General features: G+C 67.4%; 15 protein-coding genes. 5 read left to right on the forward strand and 10 right to left on the reverse strand.

The features are described from left to right. Positions 1 to 29: 29 nt before the first annotated feature. The gene (locus L8F97_RS14275) at positions 30 to 980 is read left to right on the forward strand and encodes a hypothetical protein (protein WP_242151410.1); all 951 of its coding nucleotides are present in this window, start codon (positions 30 to 32) and stop codon (positions 978 to 980) included. 18 nt (positions 981 to 998) lie between these two features. On the opposite strand, the gene L8F97_RS14280 is transcribed toward L8F97_RS14275, so the two are convergent. Genes L8F97_RS14280 through L8F97_RS14315 form a run of 8 tightly spaced genes read right to left on the reverse strand, consistent with a single transcriptional unit; the run spans position 999 to position 10,987 of the window. After that, a complete protein-coding gene (locus L8F97_RS14280) occupies positions 999 to 2,102 on the reverse strand; it encodes a CapA family protein (protein ID WP_242151413.1) in 1,104 nt (367 codons plus the stop codon). Beyond that, the gene (locus tag L8F97_RS14285) at positions 2,099 to 3,280 is read right to left on the reverse strand and encodes a CaiB/BaiF CoA transferase family protein (protein WP_242151416.1); all 1,182 of its coding nucleotides are present in this window, start codon (positions 3,278 to 3,280) and stop codon (positions 2,099 to 2,101) included. The genes L8F97_RS14280 and L8F97_RS14285 overlap by 4 nt, the downstream gene beginning before the upstream one ends. Beyond that, positions 3,277 to 4,473 carry a CaiB/BaiF CoA transferase family protein gene (locus L8F97_RS14290; protein WP_242151420.1) on the reverse strand — a complete coding sequence of 399 codons (1,197 nt, stop codon included), beginning with the start codon at positions 4,471 to 4,473 and terminating at the stop codon, positions 3,277 to 3,279. The genes L8F97_RS14285 and L8F97_RS14290 overlap by 4 nt, the downstream gene beginning before the upstream one ends. Beyond that, complete coding sequence (locus L8F97_RS14295; RefSeq protein ID WP_242151422.1) at positions 4,470 to 6,851, reverse strand: 2-hydroxyacyl-CoA dehydratase family protein; 2,382 nt, start codon at positions 6,849 to 6,851, stop codon at positions 4,470 to 4,472. Before L8F97_RS14295 ends, L8F97_RS14290 begins: the two co-directional genes overlap by 4 nt. After that, the gene (locus L8F97_RS14300) at positions 6,851 to 8,092 is read right to left on the reverse strand and encodes a CaiB/BaiF CoA transferase family protein (RefSeq protein WP_242151425.1); all 1,242 of its coding nucleotides are present in this window, start codon (positions 8,090 to 8,092) and stop codon (positions 6,851 to 6,853) included. Before L8F97_RS14300 ends, L8F97_RS14295 begins: the two co-directional genes overlap by 1 nt. After that, positions 8,089 to 9,159, reverse strand: a complete 1,071-nt coding sequence (dctP, locus tag L8F97_RS14305) for a TRAP transporter substrate-binding protein DctP (RefSeq protein WP_242151428.1) — start codon at positions 9,157 to 9,159, stop codon at positions 8,089 to 8,091. The genes L8F97_RS14300 and dctP overlap by 4 nt, the downstream gene beginning before the upstream one ends. Further along, on the reverse strand, positions 9,156 to 10,463 hold the full coding sequence (locus L8F97_RS14310) for a TRAP transporter large permease (protein WP_242151431.1): 1,308 nt from the start codon (positions 10,461 to 10,463) through the stop codon (positions 9,156 to 9,158). The genes dctP and L8F97_RS14310 overlap by 4 nt, the downstream gene beginning before the upstream one ends. Then, positions 10,460 to 10,987 (reverse strand): TRAP transporter small permease subunit, encoded by a 528-nt coding sequence (locus L8F97_RS14315; protein ID WP_242151434.1) that lies wholly within the window; start codon positions 10,985 to 10,987, stop codon positions 10,460 to 10,462. Before L8F97_RS14315 ends, L8F97_RS14310 begins: the two co-directional genes overlap by 4 nt. A gap of 98 nt (positions 10,988 to 11,085) precedes the next feature. Between L8F97_RS14315 and L8F97_RS14320 the strand changes: the two genes are divergently transcribed. After that, positions 11,086 to 11,562, forward strand: a complete 477-nt coding sequence (locus L8F97_RS14320; protein ID WP_242151438.1) for a MarR family winged helix-turn-helix transcriptional regulator — start codon at positions 11,086 to 11,088, stop codon at positions 11,560 to 11,562. 65 nt (positions 11,563 to 11,627) lie between these two features. Here L8F97_RS14320 and L8F97_RS14325 read toward each other — a convergent pair whose 3' ends face one another. After that, a complete protein-coding gene (locus L8F97_RS14325) occupies positions 11,628 to 14,354 on the reverse strand; it encodes a TonB-dependent receptor plug domain-containing protein (RefSeq protein ID WP_242151441.1) in 2,727 nt (908 codons plus the stop codon). After that, the gene (locus tag L8F97_RS14330; RefSeq protein ID WP_242151444.1) at positions 14,351 to 16,120 is read right to left on the reverse strand and encodes a CocE/NonD family hydrolase; all 1,770 of its coding nucleotides are present in this window, start codon (positions 16,118 to 16,120) and stop codon (positions 14,351 to 14,353) included. The genes L8F97_RS14325 and L8F97_RS14330 overlap by 4 nt, the downstream gene beginning before the upstream one ends. Positions 16,121 to 16,321: 201 nt before the next feature. Between L8F97_RS14330 and L8F97_RS14335 the strand changes: the two genes are divergently transcribed. The 3 genes from L8F97_RS14335 (at position 16,322) to L8F97_RS14345 (ending at position 21,406) form a co-directional block, all read left to right on the forward strand. Beyond that, entirely contained in the window at positions 16,322 to 18,424 is a 2,103-nt protein-coding gene (locus L8F97_RS14335) for a right-handed parallel beta-helix repeat-containing protein (RefSeq protein ID WP_242151447.1), read from the forward strand. 359 nt (positions 18,425 to 18,783) lie between these two features. Then, positions 18,784 to 20,439 carry a carboxylesterase/lipase family protein gene (locus L8F97_RS14340; RefSeq protein ID WP_242151450.1) on the forward strand — a complete coding sequence of 552 codons (1,656 nt, stop codon included), beginning with the start codon at positions 18,784 to 18,786 and terminating at the stop codon, positions 20,437 to 20,439. A 37-nt stretch (positions 20,440 to 20,476) separates the two neighbouring features. Beyond that, a complete protein-coding gene (locus L8F97_RS14345) occupies positions 20,477 to 21,406 on the forward strand; it encodes an alpha/beta hydrolase (RefSeq protein ID WP_242151453.1) in 930 nt (309 codons plus the stop codon). Positions 21,407 to 21,422: the final 16 nt, after the last annotated feature.

Raw genomic sequence — 21,422 nt, forward strand, 5'->3', positions numbered from 1 at the left:
ACCGACTCATAATCAAAAGGAGAGGATGCATGAAGATCGCGACGTTGACCGCCGCCGCTTTGACACTCGCCGCCGGCGTGGCCTGGGGGCAGGCCGCACCCGCGCCGGAGGCGATGCACGCGGCGCAGGCCGCCTATGATGCCAAACCCGATACGCACGGCACCGGCCCGTACCCGGCCGTGAAGCTGACTGATCCCGGCCTGCCCGATCATGTGCTGTACCGCCCCGCCGATCCCGCCGCGATGGGCGCGCAGAAACTCGGCGTGCTGGTGTGGGGCAACGGCGGGTGCAGCGACGATGGCGCCAGCGCACGGTTGCACCTCGCGGAGATCGCCTCGCACGGGTATCTCGTGATCGCACCCGGCACCGTCTTGTCCGGCCCCGGCGCGCCGCCGCATGTCGATACGCCCCCGCCGCCCGGCCCACTTGGCGTGAAGGCCACGTCGGCGCAGGTTTCCGCCGGTCTCGACTGGGCGCTCGCCGAAAACGCGCGCAAGGGCAGCCCGCTCTACCAGCGGATCGATCCGAAGCTGCTCGCCGTGTCCGGGCATAGCTGCGGCGGGTTGCAGGCGCTTCAGGTTGCCGCCGATCCCCGCATCCGCGCGGTCATCATCCACAACAGCGGCGTTTTCAAGGACAACACCAACCCGATCCGCGGCATCACCATCGCCAAGTCGGAACTGAAGAAACTGCACACGCCGGTGCTCTACATCATGGGCGGGCCGACCGACATCGCCTGGCCGAACGGCAACGACGACTTCGACAAGATCGACACCGTTCCCGTCGCGCTCGCCAGCCTGAACGTCGGGCATGGCGGCACCTTCCACGATGATAACGGCGGCCGCGTCACGCAGGTCGATGTTGCATGGCTGGCGTGGCAACTCCGCCACGATGCCGCTGCCGCGCGCTGGTTCAAGGGCAAGGATTGCCGGCTGTGCACCGACAGCCAGTGGACGCTGCGCAAGAAGCGGATCGACTGAGGTAACGCTTCGGGTCGCTCAGCCGGCGACCCGGACCCAGTCGCCGGCCCAGCTTCGGGTCAGCGGAGGGAGGCCGGCGCGTTGGCCGGCGCCGTCGATATAGTCGGCGATCGCCTGCGCCTGCGTGCCCGTCGCCGGCTCCGGCCGGCCGGGCGGTGCGAACCAGATCGGCCGGAACGCCGTCTCCACCACTGTACCGGCATCGAAGCGGCATCGCCCGATCATGCCGTTCACCGCCTCCGGATGGAATGGCGCCAGCGTGTAGGCCGGGTCCGGTTGGAAGCCGAACATCCGTTTGCGCCGCTCCGCCCATTCGGCGCGGGCGGGATGGTCCTGCGCCGGGCTAAGCGCATTGGTGACGACAACGCCGTTGCCAAGTCCGTGGAAGATCGGCCGGCCCCGATACATCTCAATCCCCCGCACGATGTGCGCGTGATGCCCGAGAACGATATCCGCGCCCGCGTCGATCGCGGCATGGGATACCGGTCGCTCGTAGGGCGCAAGCGCGGCGGGGCGGTGCGTGATCCCCTTGTGCAGCGCCACCACCACCACGTCGGCGCTGCGCCGTGCATCGGCAATCTGCCGCGCCATCTTGTCGAGCGAGGCCGGGTCCGCCTCGATCAGATCCGCCTGCGGGCGGGTCGGTCCGCCATCGGCGGCGCGGACGACGAACGGGTTGGAGCCCGCGCGCATATCGCTCGCCCAACTGATCTCCGGCCCGACGCAATTGTAGCTGAGCAGCGTTACGCTCACGCCATCCGGCGCCAGCACCGCCGGCCGCCCTGCCTGCGCGAGGTCGACGCCAGCGCCGGCATGAGCGATGCCCAGCCGGTCAAGTTCGGCGATCGTGTCGACGATGCCCTCGCGCCCGCAATCCGCGATGTGGTTGCCGGCGAGCGACACCATGCAGATCCCCGCCCGCGCCAGCGCGGCAAGGTGCGCCGGGTCGGCACCGGGCGCGGGCACGTCGCCGACCATCTCCTGCCCGCGCGTGGTATGCGGCACTTCGAGATGCCCGATCGCAAGATCGGCGGCACGGGTGATCGGCGCCACGCCCGCGAGCCAATGGTCGGGCTCCGGCACGTCGAGGATCAGGTCGCCGAGAAAGACGATCTCGATCATGCGACCACCCCGTCCCGACGCAATGCCGCGATCGCCGCCGGATCGAGGCCGAGTGCGGCGAGCACCGCATCGCCATGCTCCCCGAGCAGCGGCACCCGCGCGCCGACACGCGCCGCGTTGGCGAACCCGGCGACCACGTCGAGCGGGCGTTCGTCCCCCGGCACCTCGACCTGTTCGAGCGTTCCACGCTGGCGAATGTGCGGATCACCCGCGATCTCGCCGACATCCCGCAATCGGACCGCCGCGACGCCGGCCGCAACGAGATCGCGCTCCAGCGTCGCCGCGTCGAAGCCGGCCAGCGTTTCGATCAGCCATGCCCGTAAGTCCGCGTAGTGCGCGGTGCGCGCCGAATGCGTGGCGAAGCGTGGATCGTCGATCATCGCCGCATGGCCGAGCACCCGGAACAGCGCGGCGACCTGCGTCTGTTCGTTGGCGCCCAGCGCGATCCAGCCGTTGCCGGTCGGGTAGAACTCCGACGTCGCGACGAGACGGAAGCCGCGGTTTCCCGTCCCCATCGGCACCGTTCCCGTCGCCGAATGCACCGCCACCGACGTGTTGACGAGCTTCAACGCCGCATCAAGCATCGCGATATCGAGGTGCGCGCCCCCGCCACCCACATCGCGCGTACGGAGCGCCGCCAGCAGCGCGATGACGGCGATGTAACCGGTGAAGGAATCGATAATCGGGATGCCGATCTTGAGCGGTCCGTCCGCGGTCGCGTTCATCGCCGCGATACCCGAAGCAGCCTGCGCGATGTGATCGTACGCGCCATAGTGCGCCATCGGCCCATCCTGCCCGAAGCCGCTGATCGACACGACGATCAGGTCCGGGTCGGCGGCGCGCAGATCGTCGGGCGCGAGGCCAAGCCGGGCCATCACGCCGGGCCGGAAGTTCTCCACCACCACATCGGCGGTGGCGATGAGATCGCGCGCGATGCGCTGCCCGGCGGCACTCTTGAGATCGAGTGCGAGCGACTGCTTGCCCGCGTTGATCGCGGCGAACGGGATGCTGAGCAACGGCGCACCGCCATGTTCGGTATAATGGCGAAAGCCGTCGCCACGCCCCGGCGGCTCGATCTTCACGATCTCCGCGCCGAGCTGCGCCAGCATGTTGGTGCAGGTCGGCCCGGAAATGGCGTGCGTGAAGTCGATCACTTTCAGGCCGAGTAGCGCGCTCATGCGCCAGCACCTTGCGTGCTGGAGAACACACCGCTTGCCGTCAGGCTGTCGATCTCGTCTTGCGCGAAACCGATCTCCGCCAGGATGGCGTCACGATCGTGGCCGGGCAGCGGCGCCGCGCGGTGTGGGCCGGGCGTCACCCCGCTAATCGTGAACGGCGTTCCGATCTGCTCCACCATGCCGCCGCCGGCGACGTCGAGTTCCACATGCATCCCGCGTGCGGCAGCGTTGGGGTGGCGCAGCGCTTCGCCCGGCGCGAGGACCGGCATCGCCTGCGTGTCCGCCCGTTCGAACAGCGCCAGCCAGTCGGCGCGCGGTCGGCTTGCGAACAGCGTGACGAGGTCGGCATGGATCGCCGGATATGCCGCAGCGTCAAACTGGCGCGCGGTAAGATCGGGCCTTCCGATCGCCTCACAGAAGCGCGCCCAATAGCGTGGTTCCATGTCGGTGGTGCACAGATAGGCTGCGTCGGCGCAGCGCCACACCCCGCCCTTCGGATGCCATGCGCCGTCGGGCGCACCGACATCGCCGGGATCATCGGCACGGCCGAGGCCGACCATCAGCAAGGGCATCGCCGCGTCGATCATCGCCACGTCGACATGCGACCCGCACCCGCTCGCCGCGCGCGCCGCCAGGGCAAGCAGGATCGCGATCGTCGCGTGCGCGCCCGCCATCAAATCGGCGACCTGAACCCCGGGCAGCGTCGGCACCGGCTGACCGTTCAGCCGCGACAACACCCCCGCCGCCGCCAGCGCGGCAGGATCATGCCCCGCGCGGTGCGCGAGCGGGCCATGCTGCCCGGCGAAACTGACCGAGGCATAGACCAGCCGCGGGTTGATCGCCGCCACCGCGTCGTAGCCGAGCCCGAGCCGCGCCATCGTACCGGGCCGGAAATCCTCCACCAGCACGTCCGCCGACGCGATCAACGGGTCGAGCACGCGTCGCGCGTCCGGGTGGCCGGGGTTGAGCGTGATGCTGCGCTTGTTGCGCGTATAGGTCGGCCGGGCGCGATCGCGCCGCATCGCCGCCGCGTCGGCGCTCGCGCCGAACATCGCCTCGGCCTTGGCAAGTTCACGGGGATGTTCGATGCGGATCACATCGGCCCCCATGTCACCCGCGATCCAGCCGAAATAGGTGCCCGGCAGATAGCGCGAGAACTCCAGCACACGCATCCCGGTGAGCGGACCGCTCACGCCGCTCCGCCCAGCCGCGCCGCCGCACGCGCGCGCGCCGGCCCCTCGATGAATGCCACGACACGCGTGTTCAGCCGCTCGAGATCGTCCGGCCCGAGCGCGAAATTGTCGACGCCGAGTTCCAGCACCGGGATCCCGGCATCAACCAGTGCGCGCACGGTGAACGGATCGGCATCGGACAGCGCGACGGCACCGTCGATCTGGTGCGACTGCGCCTCGTGCACATGCCACGGCCCCGACCAGCTCGGCATCCGCAGTTCATCCCCCATCGTCAGAAACCGCGCGGCGAGCGCCCGCATGGGATCGCGTCCGCCATCAAAGTTGCGGATATACCCGTCCGCCGCGAGCGCGAGGTACATCGACCACACGAACACCGCGCCATGGCTCTCCTCCCAGCGCTGGTAGAACGCGGTATCGCTCCACAGGCCACGACCGACCCACATCAGGCGAACGCGCTCCTCGTTCGTCGCGCCCTGCCCGGCAGCGACGCGTGCCGCCACCTCGTCGTGAAACGCGCGCGCCGCATCGCGCGCCCACACGCTGCCACGGTGCCACTGCGGCACCATCGTGGCGGGCATGCTGTCGACAATGCTGATCGGCGCCGGCACCGCCCGCGCGATCAGGTCGCGGGTCGCGCGGTAATAACTCTCCTGTTCGTTCACCAGCGTCATCACCTCGCGGAAGCGCGCTTCGTCAAAGCTGCGACCGGTCGCCTGCTCGATCTCGGCGACGACGGCGCGTAGTTCCGCGACGAGCAGGTCGAGCCGCTCCGGTTCGAGTGCAACCTCCCAATCATCGTGCATCACCTCCCACCAGCGCGTCTCGATCTCCGGTCGCGGATCGACGGTGCGTTCGTAGACGAAGCGGGCGGCGGCATGCTCGACCGCCATCGCTTCGAAAATGGCGGGTGTCGGATCGGACGAGGCGATGGCGTGAACGAAATCGGGTGATGGCAAGCCGCCCCAGGGCGCTTGCTCCGCATCGTCATCGAACGCCGCCGCCAGCGCCTGCGTGCTGTACGCCTCCACGTCAGCGGGATAGCCGTGATCGGCAAGCAGGCCACGATAGCGCCTGGACTGTCGCTTCGCCGCGACGATCGACGCCCACCACTGGTTGACCACGAACGGCAGGTCGAATGCGCGGAGAATCTCCTGCGGGGCGTTGGCGTTTACCACCGCGAACGGCGCACCGTCCGCCACCGCGGCGCGGATGCCCGCAAACCACTCGCGTTGATAGGTGCCGAAATCCGCCGCGACGTTCAGCGCCTTGCGACTGCGCTCCGGTGCGGTGCGTGGCGCTGTGGATGTGGATCGTTCGGGAGCCGCTTCGGGCGGGGCCGGACGCACGAACGGCGCGATCTGCAATCCGCCCGCCTGCGCGCGCAGCGGCTTGACCAGCCATGGTGCCACTTCATCGCCGTCTAGCGCGAGGTTGATGATCGTGTCGGCGCCGACAACCCGCGCATCGGCGATAGCCTCTCCCGCCAGCGTTGCGATCCCGCGTGCCGTCAGGGGAGCAAGTCGGTCAGGCTGGCTGAAATCTTCCAGCGTTCGGGCGGGTGGTACGCGGAACCGCGCCAAGCCCCAATCATGGCTTTCGCCGACGATCACCGCGCCGTCCCGCTCGATCTCGGCGTAGGCGCGGTCGTCTTCGGGTGCGCTGCCCGTTACCCAGATCCTGCGGGCGGCTACCATCGGCGCGGCGGGCGCGGCGAGGATCGCGTCCAGGTGCGCGATCAGGACGTCCGGCGGCAGCACCGCCGATGCGCCGACGATGCGGAGGAAGTCGGTTCCGCCCAGGGTCGGCGACGCGGCGCTGCGCTGCGCGTGGACCATAAGAGCGCACTCCCGCAACTGCGCTTCGACGACATGCCCGGCAGCGATCGTGTCGTCGGTCGGTGTCGCCCCGCCCTGTTCGGCCAGCCATGCGCCAAGCTGCGCTAGCCGACCGCGATTATACGCCCGGGAACTCTCGCGCGGCTGATGCAGCAGATCCAGCATCGCGAACCGCTTCGGCCCCGCCGCGCCGAGCCGCCGGAGTTCCCGCAAGGCGGCGAACAGTTGCGGCTGTTCGCTGTCAGCGCGGGTGATGAGAATGGGTGTTTCGGCCTGAGCGGGATCGAGCAGCCATTCGAGCAGCCGGTGCATGCGTCTGCGGGCCGTCGCAGGCCCGATCAGCGCGTCAGCACGCGGGGTCGCCACATCCGGCGGCGCCACCCGCACCGGTGCGAACCCCGCCGCGCGCAGGAATGCATCGGGCGCATCGCTGCCGATCGTGCGGATCACCCGCTGGCCGTCCGCCGCGAGTGCGCGCGCGACCGCATCGGGATCACGATAGGCCGCCGCGATCGCGGCCAGTGCGTTCGCGGCACCCGCCATCAGATCGCCCCGTCGAGCGCCAGCGCGGCGATACGCGCGTCGTCATAGCCGAGCAGATCGCGGAACACCTCGGCATTATGCTCGCCGATATGAACCGGCAGCACCTCGTCGAAGCCCGTCCGCGCCGACGAAAAGGTGATCGGCACGCCGACGCTGCGCAGGTCGACCGTGGAAGGGTAAGACGGGTGCGCGAGCGGCATCGTCTCGCCGCGTTCGACCACGCGCGGGTCGATCAGCGCCTCCTCGGGGTGGCGGACCGGCGCGACCGGCACGCCTTCCGCTTGCAACGCCGCCACGACATGCGCCACCGTATGCTGCGAGGACCAACCGGTGATCTCCGCCTCCAGCACGGTCGCGTTGGCGACGCGCAGGTCACGCCCGGCGAAGCGCGGGTCCTTGCCCAGTTCCGGCCGCTCCATCGCGCGGAACAGCCCCTGCGCGAGCTTCTCGTGTACGCCGACGATGGCGACATAGCCGTCGGCGCAGGCAAACACGCCGAACGGCGACAGCCGCTGCACGGTAAGCCCGGTCCGCGCCGGCATGCCGGCGGCGGCCAGCGCCGACCAGTTCTCGATCGCGACGAACGAGGTGAGCGCACCCAGCATCGACACGTCGATATGCTGCCCCTCGCCGGTGCGGTGGCGCTGCTCCAGCGCAGACAGGATGCCGATCACCGCAAACACCGGCGCGAGCATGTCGGCGACCGGGATGCCCATCCGCACCGGCGGCGCATCGGGATCGCCGCTGGTATACATCGCGCCCGACAGCGCCTGGATGATGACATCCATCGCCTTGCCGTCCGGACGATCCGCCCCGAAACCCGACAGCGAACAATAGATGATGTCGGGCTTGGCTGCCTTGGCGACATCGTAGCCCACGCCGAGCCTGTCGGCGGTGCCGGCGGCGAAGTTCTCCACCACGATATCGGCGTGGGCGCACAGGTCGGCGAATACGCCGCGCGCAGCCTCGGACTTCAGGTTGAGCGACACGCCGCGTTTGCCGCGTGCGCGGGCGAGGTGCGAAATCGAAATATCGTCGTCATGCGTGCGCTCGACGGTGATGCCGTCGCGCCCGACATAGGGGCTGTTGTCCCGCGCGAGATCGCCGCCGTGCGGGTCTTCGACTTTGATGACTTCGGCGCCGAGCCCGGCCAGCAGCAACGTCGCATAAGGCCCGGCGAGCGCACGGGTCAGGTCGATCACGCGCAGGCCTTCGAGCGGGCGGGATTGGGTGTTGGTCATTTCGGTTCCTGTCGCGTGTTGGGTGCGGCCGGTGGGCAAACGGGTTCGCTGCCGTACGGCGATGATCGGATAAGCCGCTGGGCTTCCTGGAAGATTGGTGTGCCATCGACACCGAAGCCGATGAGCGATGCGGCGGTGGCGGCGGAGTCGCGGTCGTACAGCGCGTCGAAGCGCGCCTGATCGGCGGCTGACACGGCCACGAACGCGACATGGTGCTGCTCGCCATAGGCGCGGCCGATCTGCTCGGCGCTGGTGATCTGTTGGTTGAGCGCGTCCTCCCACACCGTTTCGCTGCGGGCGAGGATCTGCTGGAGATCACGCGGCAGCGCGTTCCAGCGCGCGGCGTTCATCGCACGTGCCGGATAGGCGCCACGGCTGACCCGCAGCGTCGCGAAATGCGACGCGACCTCGGCGAAGTTCAGGCTTTTCAAGGTATCCGCCGGTGCGATCACGCCGTCGATCACGCCCTTGGCAAGCGCGGGATAGACCGACCCCATCGGCATATCCACCGGATCGGCACCGAGCGCGCGCAGCACAGCCGTGTTCTCGGCGGGCGAGCGGATGCGCAGGCCGCCCAGATCGGCAAGGCTGTGGATCGCGCGCGTGCGGGTGAGGATACCGGGCAGATTGCCGCCCTGCACCGCCAGCACGTGCAGGCCCTTCAGTTCGTCGCGCAGCACCGGGAAGGTCGCGAGCAGGCACTTATACACGCCGACCTGCTGCGCGATCGAGCCGACATGCCCGTAGAAGCCGACCTGTGCGCGTTGCGCGTGTGCGTTGCCGAGCGTGTAGATCGGCGTGATCAGCCCGACATCAGCAACGCCGTGGCGGATCTCCTCCATGCTCTGGTCGCTCGACAGCAGCGCGCCGCTCCACAGCGGGTGGATCTTGATACGACCATGCGACGCCGCCTCCACCCACTTCATCCACGTGATATCCGCTTTGCTGAACGGATGGCTCGGCGGGTACGGGCTGGCATAGGTGAGCGTCGTCACGTTGGGGTCCGGCCGCGTGCAGCCGGCGAGCAGCATCGCCGCTGCCATGCACAGGAGCGTGAGGTACTTCATCCCATCCTCCCCGGCAGCCACAGCGCCAGCATCGGCACCGCGATCAGCAGCGCGAGGTGGAGGAAATCGACAAGCAGGAACGGCACGATGCCGCGGAAGATCGTTGCCAAGGGAATGTCCTTGGCGATGCCCTGAATGACATAGACGTTGAGGCCGAGCGGGGGGTGGACGAAACCGATCTCCATGGTCCGCACGAGGAATATGCCGAACCAGATCGGGCTCATGTGCAGTTCGTGGATGATCGGCAGGAAGATTGGCGTGGTCAGCAGCATCAACGCGATGCCATCGAGGAACGATCCCAGCACCAGCAGCGCCACCGCCATCGCCACGATCGTGAGCACCGGAGAGGCATGGAAGCTGCCGACCGCGCCCGCCAGCGCACCCGCCACCCCGGTTACGCTGACGAACGTCGCGAACAGCAGCGCACCGATAATGACGAGGTAGATCATGCCGGTCGTGCGCAAGGTCGCGTCGAGCGCGCCCGTCACCGCCGCGCGGGTGAGCTTGCCACGCCACCAGCACAGCAGCAGCGCCGCGACCGAGCCGACCGAAGCCGCCTCGGTGGGCGTGAACCAGCCGATGAACAACCCGCCGATCACGAACAGGATCAGCGCGGCGATGTCGATCACCCGCACCAGTCCGGCCATCCGCACGCTCCAAGGCACGCGCGCGGTGCGCGGGCCGAGCGCGGGATTGATCCGACACATTACCGAAATCGCGATGACGTAGAACAGCGCCTGCGTCAGCCCGGGGATGATCGAGGCTGCGAACAGTTTGCCGATCGATTGTTCCGCGACGATGCCAAACACGATCAGCGCGCCCGAGGGCGGCACCAGCGAGCCGAGCGTACCGCCCGCCGCCAGCGCACCCGTTGCGAACGATGGCGCGTAATTCGCCTTGCGCATCTCCGGCAGCGCCACCGACGTGACCGTGGCGACGGTCGCAAGGCTTGACCCGCTGATCGCGCCGAACCCGGCGCACCCGCCGATCGAGGCGATAGCGAGGCCGCCGCGTCGATGCCCGACGAACCGTGCGGCGGTATCAAAGAAGTCGCGACTGGCGCCGGCCGCGAAGCACAGATGCGCCATCAACACGAACAACGGCAGCACGCCCAATTCATAGCGGCTGATTGTCGAGAAACTGACCACGCCCGCCTTGATAAGCGCCGCCTCCGGCGAGATCAGGAGCGACAGCCCACCCACCGCGATCACGATCAGGCTCACCCCGATCGGCAGGCCCAGCGCGAGAACGCCCAGCAGGCAGACGATGCCGATCACGCCGGCGACTTCGGGGATCATCGTCATGTCCGCCGCCGCACGGCCTGGCCGGTGAAGATCGCCGCCGCCAGCACCGCGCCCGCGATCCAGATCGCGCGCAGCCAGCGCACCGGCAGGTTCAGCACTTCGGTAACCTCATGCCCGTTCCAAAGATCGCTCGCCAGCCACACCGAGCCGGCGATCAGCACCACGAAAACCACCGCACTGATCAGATCGGCCGCGCGATCGAGCGCGCCCGCCACGCCCACGCCGACCTGCTCCAGCAGGATACGAACGCGCGCATGGCCGCGGTCGATCGTGGCGATGACGATCGCAGAGGTCGCGGCGATCACCACGCAAGCCTCGAAAATCTCGATCGCGCCGAGAAAGGTGAAGCCAAGGTGCCGTCCCGCGACCGCAAGCGCGTCCGTCGCCATCGCCAGCAACAACGCGACCGCGCCGACGCCGAGCGCGCCCCGCCGTATGTGGGCGGTGGCGGATCGCGCGTTCGGCACAGGCTCAGGGCCGATCGGCGTCGTCGCATCCGTCAGGATCTGATCGGTATCGTTCATAACCGCGTGTAACGCTCCGCCATGCGCCAGTCGCGCGCCAATCGCGGCGTGTCATAAACACGCTTTGTTTGACCAACTTGATTGACTAAGGCCGGTATATGCCTGCTCCAACCCCACCCAAAGCCGTCAACGAAGAACATCTCGAACTTGGCCGGCTCGGCAATTTCATCGGTTTTCGGCTGCGGCGTATCCAAAACCAGTTGTCCGGCGCATTCAGTACGCAAAGCGTCGCGATCGGGCTGCGCCCGGGTGAGTTCTCCGCGCTCGCCATCATTTCCGCCAATCCCGGTCTCTCGCAGGCAAAACTTTCGCGTGAGGTCGGGCTCGACAAATCGGCGGCGGTCGCCGTCGTCGACGATCTCGAACGGCTCGGCATGGCGGAACGCCGTCGCTCGCCCGACGACCGGCGGCGCCATGCGCTGTACACCACCGACGTCGGTGAGGCTGCGCTGGTCAAACTGTTCGCCCGGCTGGCCGATGTCGAACAGGACGTGCTCAACGTGCTCGGCCCGCACGATCTTCAGGTGCTGAGCGGCCTGCTCGACCGGGTCTACGATTCCGTCTTCCGCAAGTGATCGCCGCCGCAGGGCGGGGGCACGCGCCGCGCCCCCGCCTTTCAGACATACAGACCGCCGTACCGTCATAGCGAGACGGTTGCCGAGATCGAGATGATCCGCCCGATCGGATTGGACACGGTCGGGTCGAACCCACCGCCGCCGTTCGGGCTTTCCGGGATATTGACGAACGGCGGATCGACATTGAACAGGTTCGATACGTCCACCGCCAGCGTCAGCTTGTTCTTGTCGCTGAGCGTGCCGTCGAAGCGGTGCGCGACGTGCAGGTCGAAGGTGGAGTAATCCTTCACCGTCTGCGTCGGCGTGACGCGGTTGTTCTTGTACGAATTGGTGTAGTTCCAGAACACCACCGCGCTGGTGCCGTTGTTGTCATACCCGACCGAGCTGCGCGAGCGGAAGCGCGGCGGGTTGAAAATCGTGTTCACGCTGTCGAGGAACGGCGCGACGGTCGACACAGCGGTACGGTAGCGCGTGAAATACGTGCCGTTGGTGGCGATGTTGAAGTGGCTGAGCCGATATGACAGCTGGAAGTCCAGCCCTTCCGCCAGCGTCTTGCCGGCGTTGACGTTCTGCCCGTACACGAACAGCGTCGGGTTGTTGGGCAGCACGCCGAACACAGGGTAGCCCTGCTGCACGAATTGCTGGATCAAAGCCGCCGCCGGCGCGCCTTGGACGATACGATCGGCATATTGCGATGCCGATGCGCCGCCCTGCAGGATCGACAGGTCGGACAGGATGGCGTTGATCTGGCCGGTATAGTCGATGTTGAAATAGTTCACGCTCGCCCGGAAGTTCGGCAGCGCCGGCAGAACGAGATCGGCTCCGAGCGACCAGGTGCGCGCGTGTTCGGGCGTCAGCGGGTTGCCGTTGGCGAAGCCGGACAGCGTCGCGCCCGTCACCACACCGTTCGGTGTGTTGTAGTTCTGGATGAACAACGCATCGACCGCACCCTTGATCTGCGTGAGGATCGGTGCACGGAACGACGTGCCGTAGCTGCCGTGCAGCTTCAGCCCGCGTACCGGCTCCCAGTTGATGCCGATCTTCGGGTTGCTGGTGTGGCCGACATCCGAATAGTCGCTGTACCGCCCGGCAAGCGACAGATCGAGCGCATGGAAACCGGGGATGGCATTGTCGTCGCCGAAGATCGGCACGCGCAGTTCGCCGAACACCGACTTGATATTGCGCGCGGCATAGGTGCGCGAGGAATTGACCGCATTCGCCGGCCCGCTGTCGAGGCCGGTATAGATGCTCTCCCGCACATATTCGCCACCAAGCGCCGCGCGCACGTTGCCGCCGGGCAGGTGGAACAGCGAGCCCGAAACGCTGACTTCGCCCTCATGCTCCTCGTTCACGCCGGGTGCGCCGAACACCTGGTTGAAAACACTATTGAGCACGCCCGCGCTGTTGCCACCGAACGGGTTGATCGCGGTCGCCGGGTTGGCGCTGGCAAGCGCGGCGGCAAGCGCGCCGTTGTTCACGCCCTGCGTCGAGGTGCTGAGGCTTTCGTCGCGGCCATAGGTGTAGCTCGCGTCGAGCTGCCAGTCGCCAAACATTTTCCAGTTGAGGCCCGCCGTGCCCTCCAGCACCTTGGAGAAGCCGCGCGTGCTGTTGACCGGCCCCTGCCCGCCGAAATTGGTCTGCACCGTCTCCGACGTCGCCACCACGCCGGGCGGCAGGATGAAATACGGGTTGGTGCTGGGCAGCACCACCGTCGCGGTGGTGAGCGCCGGATTGAACTGGAAATCGCGGCGCGTGTAGAGCAGGTCACCGGTCAGGGTGATGCGCGAGCCGATCTCCTGCGTGACCGATCCCATCACGCTGTCGCGCCGCTGCGCCGGGATGAGATCCTGCGTCTTCAGCGTGTCGCACTTATTGACCGACCCCGCGACCAGGCCGGGCAGCGCGTAATTGGTGCCGTTGATCGCGATGTTGGCCGGGTTGCACTGGGTGCCGCGGTAATCGCCACCACCGCGCGCGCGCAGGTCCGCGCCGTAGAAGTCGCGATCGCGGCCGTTGAGCGCGCCGTGGCCGCTATGTTCGTACGACAACGTCAGGTTGCCGGTTCCCCAGCTGTGTCCGCCAATGATGCCGATGTTGTATTGGTTGTAGCCCTGATCGGCGGCGAGGCCATATTGCGCACGCGCCTCCAGCCCGTTGAAGCGCCGCCGCGTGATGAGGTTGACCACGCCCGCCACCGCGTCCGACCCGTAGATCGCCGAGGCGCCGTCCGCGACCACTTCGACCCGCTCGACCGCGATGGTCGGGATCGCGCTCGGATCGGGCAGACCGCCCGACGAACCCGACTGCACGATGCGGTGGCCGTTGAGCAGTGTCAGCGTGGCATATGGGCCGATGCCGCGAATGTTGAAGCCCGAGCTGTAGGTGATGTTGCCGGCACCGCCCGAGGTGCTGCGGCTGCCTTCGCTCACGCCCTGGTTGATCACCTGCGGCAGGTTCTGCACCAACTGCGTGGTATTGGTCGCGCCCGAGGAGAGCAGATCCGCACGCGTCTGTTCGATCAGCGACGAACCAACCGGCGCGACACCGCGAATACGGCTGCCGGTGACGACCACGTCCGCAGGCGCCTGCGTGGTCGTGGCGTCCGGCGGCAGCGCGGTGCCGCTGGTGCTGAGCTGCGCACGCGCCGCATCGGTTTCGTCGGGCACCTGCGTGGCGGGGGCATTCTGGCCCGGCTCCGGCGTGACCGCCTGCGCATAGGCCGCGCCCGTCCAGATCAACGCCGCAACCGCGACACCCGATCGCGCCAGACCTCGCATCATGTTCGTCTTCATTTTGCCTCTCCCATGCTCTTTTCGGTGCCGGCCTCGAAACGGACCGGTGTCTTGAATGGAATGTCGATGCGTGATGCCGCGCCGTAGATCGTCCAGCGTTTGGCGAGCCCGTCCTTGATCGCGGCGAGGTTGCGCTGGCGCGGGTCGGCGCCGGCGAGGGCGACGCGCAGACGGTGATGCGCCGGCACCACGTAAGACCGTGGCGACAGGTCGAACACCAACGTCGCCGGCTGCCCCGGCACCAGCGGCTCCGCGTCGCGCGTCAGCCCGGAATGGTATGGCAGGTCGAGGTCGTCGTAGGGCGGCTTGCTCAACTTGCGGTGGCTCGCCGCCAGTCGGCCCTGTGCCAGCACGACCGATTTGCCGCTGGGATCGACGTCTTCGAGATAGGCGAAGATGTTGGCTTGGCGGCCATCGGCCGCAGCGCGGATCGACACCACCGAATAGCCCTCGACCGTCGCCGGCTCGGCCAGCGCGGGACTGGTGAACACCGCCGCGCGCGCATCCGGCGTCTCGGGCCAGAACGGGAAATAGGCGTCGGTGGAGATATTGTAGTCGATCGGGTAATCGAGCGTGCGGCTGCCGCCCGGTTTGTCGGCAAGCATACCGCTGCGAACACCACCATCAGGCTGCAAGAATAGACTGGTACGCTTCACGCCGACACCCGGCAGCGTGTTGGAGCGGATCAGTTCGCCGCCGCTGCCATCCTGCCGCCACCACGCATATTTCGGCTCGGTATCGATGCCGTTCCGCTCGCCTTTCAGATAACGGTCGAAGAAGCGTTTCTGGATGGTGTTGATGTCAAACTGCTTGGGCGGTTCGCAGTGGCTGCCCGGACCGATGATCATCTTGGCGGGCAGGTTCGCCGCGGCGCGGATGATCTGCTCGGTCGGCTCGTCGTTCCAGTTGCCCCACAGGTACCACGCCATTCCGGGCCGGGTGAGCGCCGCCTTGTGGGTATACGGGCCGACCTCTTCCCAAAATCGCGTACCGGTCAGCGCCGACATGCTGTCGCGGTACGGAATGCCGTACCACAAAGGCGCCATCGGCGTGTTGCCGGCGTGCTGAGCGACCGCCTGCTTCAGCAGCACGCCGCCGGTGTCGCCGTCCACTGGCGCGCTGGCGAGGTCGATCGCGGTCGATTCCTCCGGCCGCGTGTTGAACTGGCCGGTGATGCCGCCACGCGACACGAACTCGTATTTGTCCCAATCGGTCGCGGCGGCGAACACCGCCTTCACCGCCGGCGGCGCCGCGCCCGCCACCAGCATCGCGGTGCCGCCGAGGTACGAACAGCCGATCAGACCGACGTCACCGCTCGAATACGGCTGACGGGCCAGCCACTGGACGATTTCCGCCCCATCCTTGGCCTCGGTCTGGTCGAGAAAGCCGCGACGCGCGCCGAACGATGCACCCTTGCCGCGAATGTCGGCGGTGGCGACGACATAGCCTGCATGGACCAGGTTGCGCAGCCCGAACTCGCGCGAGTCGAGCAGCTCGACCAGCTTGCCCTTGTCGTAATAGCGCGCGCGGTACGGCGTGAAGGCGAACACCACCGGCGCCTTGGCGGTGTCCGCCACACCGGCCTTGGCGGGCCGGTACACGTTCACCGCGAGGCGAACCCCATCGCGCATCGGCAGGTAGAAGGAGCGGCGCGCCACCAGCGGATCACCGCCGCCCGGCTGCTGCGCGACGCCGGCGGTCGAGCACATCAAGGACATCAGGGTGATGGCGGTGGTAGCGCCACACCGCCTGTTCAGTCGCGTCATCAACCAACCTCTCCTGCTGACGATCTGCGCGTCAATCAGGAATGGTGCTACTTACAACTGTTGTAGTTTACAACGTATTATTTGCGCGGCCGCACGATTTTTGCGGGGTCTGCCCGACGGTATAGCCGCTGCTGCCGCACGCGGCGAAAATCGCATATTACCGTGGCGCTCCCCTCGCTTCCCGTGCGACACATTGCCGCTATGCCCCATATCGAACGCCCGCGTCGCCAGATCCTGTCCGTCAGCACCCTGGTCGCGGTAGCAGCGCCGGCAGCCGCGCTCGCGCAGACGCTGCCTACCCTGCCGATCCCGGACTATCGTCCGCCTGTGGCCAGCCACGAACAATCCGCAAACAATATCCACATCTGGAGCCGACCAGCTCCAGTTCCGGTGGTACTCGCGGTGTCTCCCACCGGGTCGGACAGCGCCGACGGATCGCCCGCGCGGCCATTTGCGACGATCGCGCGGGCACAGGCGGCGGTGCGGCGGCTCAACGCGGATCATGACGTCACGGTACGCCTTGGCGACGGCATCTATCGGCTCGATGCACCTTTGCGCTTCACCGCCGCGGATGGCGGGCAGAACGGCTTCACCGTGCGCTGGGAGGCGGCCGCCGGTGCGCATCCGGTGCTGTCCGGCGGCACGCCCGTCGGCGGCTGGGCGCTTGCCGATGTGAAACGCGGCATCTGGACGGCCGCGATACCGCGCGGCGCCGATCCCCGCCAGTTGTGGGTCGACGGGCACATGGCGGCACGCGCGAGCGTCCGCGCGCCGCGCAGCGCCTTCACCTTCCACGAATGGGGGCTGGACATCACCGATCCGGCGTGGCGCTTCCTCGCGGACCTGCCCGATCAACACCGCGCCGAGGTCGAGAGCACCGGTTGGTTCACCGATCGCCACGCCATGGTCGATCGCATCGAGGGTACGCGCATCATCATGCAGCAGCCCGGCTGGCGCAACAATCTGATCGGCTTCGATACGGCCGCGCGCTCGGTGTGGGGCGACAACGCCGCGCTGTTCTTCGTCAACGCCCTTCCCTTCCTGCGCGAGGGCGGCCAGTGGTTCGCCGATCCGGCGGCGGGCAAGCTCTATTACAAGCCGCTTCCCGGGCAGGACATGCATCATGTCGCGGTGGTGCTTCCCAGACTGGAATCGCTGATGTCGATCAGCGGCAGCTATGATGTGCCGGTGCGCGATCTCCAGTTCCGCGGAATCAGCTTCCGCCACACCAGCTGGCTGCAACCCTCGGGGCCGGAGGGCTATGCCAGCCAGCAGAGCGGCGCCTATCTCGCCGGGGACGTGCCGGGCTATCCCGCCGATCCGGTCCGCGACTGTTCGTGGGGATGCTGGCCGTTCGAGGCGATGCGCAACCACTTCCGTCAACAGCCCGCCGCCGTGCAGGTCGCCGCCGCCAGCCGCATCGTGTTCGATGGCGACGAGTTCACCCAACTCGGCCAGATCGCTCTCGGCATCGGCAACAATGCCGACGCGAACGACAGCGGCATCGGCCTTGGCGCGGCGGCGGTCGAGGTGCGCCGCTCGCGCTTCACCGACCTTGCCGGTGGCGCGATCATGGTCGGCGGGGTCACACCCGACGCGCACCACCCGTCCCGCCCGGAAATGGCGATCCGCCACATCCAGATCCGCGACAACGTGATCCACACCGTTTCGCAAGCCTACCGCGAGCAGGCCGCGATCCTCGTCACCTACGCGACCGGCACGATCATCGCGCATAACGATGTGTCGGGCGCGCCCTATGACGGGATCGATATCGGCTGGGGTTGGGGCACCAACGATCCCGGCGGCAGCCCGGTCTACTACGCCGTAAGTCGTGGCTATTACGACGCACCGGGCAACCGCACCTACGACACGCCGACCACGCTGCGCGACACTGTCGTCACCGGCAACCGCGTGCATGACGTGAAGCAATGGTTTCCCGACGGCGGCGCGATCTACCACCTGTCGGCGGACCCGGGCGCGCTGCTGGCCGACAACTACGTGTATGACGTTCCGGGGGGCATCGCCTTCTATCTCGACGAAGGATCGCGCTACGTGACGATCCGCAACAACGTCGTCAGCAACGTGGGCGTGTGGCTCAACCTCAACTCACAGGATTTCGCCCTGCCGAGCCGCACCGCGCTCGACAATCTGGCGCAGGGCAACTGGTTCGACTCGGGCAAGCGCACCGGCACCTGGACCGACTATCTGAACAACCGCGCGATCGACAACGTCGCCGTCGCCAAGGGTCAATGGCCGGCTGAAGTCCGCAAGGTGATGGACGACGCCGGCGTCACGCGCCCGTAGCCGCCACCGGCAAACCGCGAACTGTTATGATAAATATCTTGCGACACATGGATGATAGCGATACCATTAGCCCTACTAACGCGGTGAGACATTCGCCGCCGGAAGCCGAGTGAAACGGCTCCGCACGCGAGGGGGGAGAGTCTGAACAATCGCGAACCGCGCTACGTTTCCGGAACATCCGCAACGCCCCGGCTCGTGGCAACATCGCAGCCTCAGCAAAGTCCGGTTGCAAGCGCGGCAGCCACGCGGAATAGCATCGTAGCACCCCGCCGGCACCCTTGAATATCGCCTGCCGACCCCGACACGATCACACTGCACAAGCCGCCAACCATGAAGCGGCACGCATGGGAGAGAGAAGCATGAGCCGCAAAGACGCGCTGTTCGACCGCCGCCAGGCGCTGTTCGCCTCCGCTGTAGCCACCGCCGGATTGGCCGCTCCCCGCGCTGCTTCCGCCGCTGCCCGCGCGACTGCCAACACGTCCGCAGGAACCTGTTCCACCCCGCCCGACGCGGTTGCGAAAACGCAATATGGCCCGGTGCGCGGCTATGTCTCGAACGGCGTCTTCACCTTCAAAGGCGTGCCGTACGGCGACGACACCGGCGGCGAGAACCGCTGGTTGCCGGCCAAGCCGCCGAAACGCTGGAACGAACCGTACAACGCCCTCGCCTATGGCGCCAACTGCCCGCAGACGCTGCATAATTTTCGCGCTGTCGAGCATACCTTCCTACAGCAGTGGACGGACGGTTTCCTCGGCGAGGACATGCTGAAGCTCAACGTCTGGACGCCGTCGCTCAGCGGCAGCCGCCCGGTGATGGTGTACTTCCATGGCGGCGGCTACAGCTTCGGTTCGTCCTACGAACTCGCCTCGCACGATGGCGCGCAGATGGCGCGGCACCACGATGTCGTACAGGTATCGATCAACCATCGCCTCAACGTACTCGGCTTCCTTGATCTGACCGAGGTCGGCGGCAGCGCCTATGACGGATCCGTCAACGTCAGCATGACCGACTGCATCGCGGCGCTGCGCTGGGTGCAGGAGAATATCGCGAACTTCGGTGGCGATCCCAGCAAGATCATGATCTACGGCCAGTCCGGCGGCGGTTCCAAGGTGACGACCTTGCTCGGCATGCCGGCCGGCAAGGGGCTGATCCACCGTGCGGCCGTCCAGTCCGGCGGCGGCGGCGCGATCCCTTCCGCCGAACAGTCGCGCGACTTCTCGCGACGGCTAATGCGCGAACTCGGAACCAAGGATATCGCTGCGCTCCAGAAGGCGGAGTGGGAGACGTTGTTCGATGCCGGCAACAAAGTCGCCACCGAAATCAACGGGCCGATGCGCGGCATGCCCGGGCCGTCCGCGACGCCTCGCGTCGGCTGGGGTCCGACCCTCGATGGCAAGATCATCGACGTGCGCTCCTTCGCCGATGTTGCCCCCGAAATCTCGCGCGACGTGCCGGTGATGATCGGCAACGTCAGCGAAGAAGGCATGCGCTTCGGCTCGAACCCGAGCGAGGCGGAATGGCGCGCAGACCTCACCAAGCAGATGGGCGCGACCAAGGCCGATGCGCTGATCGCCGCGATGAAACAGGCCCACCCGGAAAAGGCGATCCGCACCTTGTCCTACGGCGTTCAGGGGCTCGCCGGGCGTAACCGCGTGCAGGCGATGGTCGCGCTCAAATATGCCCAGCGGGCAGCGCCGGTGTACCAGTATCTGTTCCAGTGGCAGTCGCCGCAACTGGATGGCGTGGCGGGTGCCTGGCACACCGCCGACCTCGCCTTCTGTTTCGACAACACCGCCCGCTGCGATCAGGGCACCGGCAACACGCCCGATGCCCAGCGACTGGCGCGCACGATGGCGACCGCCTGGGCGACGTTCGCGCGAACCGGCAACCCCAGCCAGCCCGGCCTCGCCTGGACGCCGAGCGACCCGACCCGCTGCCAGACGATGGTGTTCGATAGCCAGTGCCGGATGGTCGACGATCCCGAGGGCACCCCGCGGCGCATTCTGCTCGGCTGACCGACACCTCCCCGACCAGACACAGGAACGGAAACGCATGCGGTTCTTCCATCATCTTCTCGGCTTGGCCCTCGCCGGTGCGACCTGCGCCGTCTCCATTCCCGCCGTCGCGCAGGATGCACGGATGGTGCCGATGGCAGCGCCCGCCGAACCCGGCGCGATCGCGCTGAACACCGGCGGCGTGGCCGGATCGACCGCGCCCGAGGCGTGGTTCAGCCAGTATGGCGTCGCGATGACGCGCAACGTCAGCAGCGCCACGCTTACCCCGTTCCTGCCCGATCCTGCCAAGGCGACCGGCGCAGCGGTGATCGTCGCGCCGGGCGGCGGTTTCCTGATGCTGTCGATGGAGAATGAGGGCTGGCGCGTCGCCAAGGCGTTCGCGGCGCGCGGCATCGCCGCCTTCGTGCTGAAATATCGCCTGAAGCCGACACCGGGGCCGATGCCGCAGTTCGAACAGGCGGTGACGGAAATGTTCGCCAGCGCCGGCCGCCCCGACTCACGGCTGAAGCCCGAGGACGCGGTTGCCGGCCTGTCGAACCAGATCGCCGATGCGCGGGCGGCGTTCGCGCTGGTGCGGTCGCGCGCGGCGCAGTGGCACGTCGATCCGACGCGGATCGGCATGATCGGCTTCTCGGCGGGCGCGATGACGACGATGGCGGTCGCACTCTCCGCGCCGGACACGAAGCCCGCCTTCATCGCGCCGATCTATGGGTCGATGGAGGCGGTCAAGGTGCCAGCCGACGCACCGCCGATGTTCGCGGTGCTGGCGAGCGACGACCCGTTGTTCGCGCACAAGGGGTTCGGCCTGATCGACTCGTGGCAGCAGGCGGACCGCCCGGTCGAGTTCCACCTCTACGAACATGGCGGCCACGGCTTCGGGCTCGGCAAGGCGGGCACCACCAGCACCGGCTGGTTCGAGGCAATGATGCGCTGGCTCGACACCAACGGCTTGCTCGCCAAACGGTAATCGCGTGCTCTCAAGG

Source organism: Sphingomonas sp. BAUL-RG-20F-R05-02 (assembly GCF_022662305.1).
Taxonomy (GTDB): Bacteria; Pseudomonadota; Alphaproteobacteria; order Sphingomonadales; family Sphingomonadaceae; genus Sphingomonas.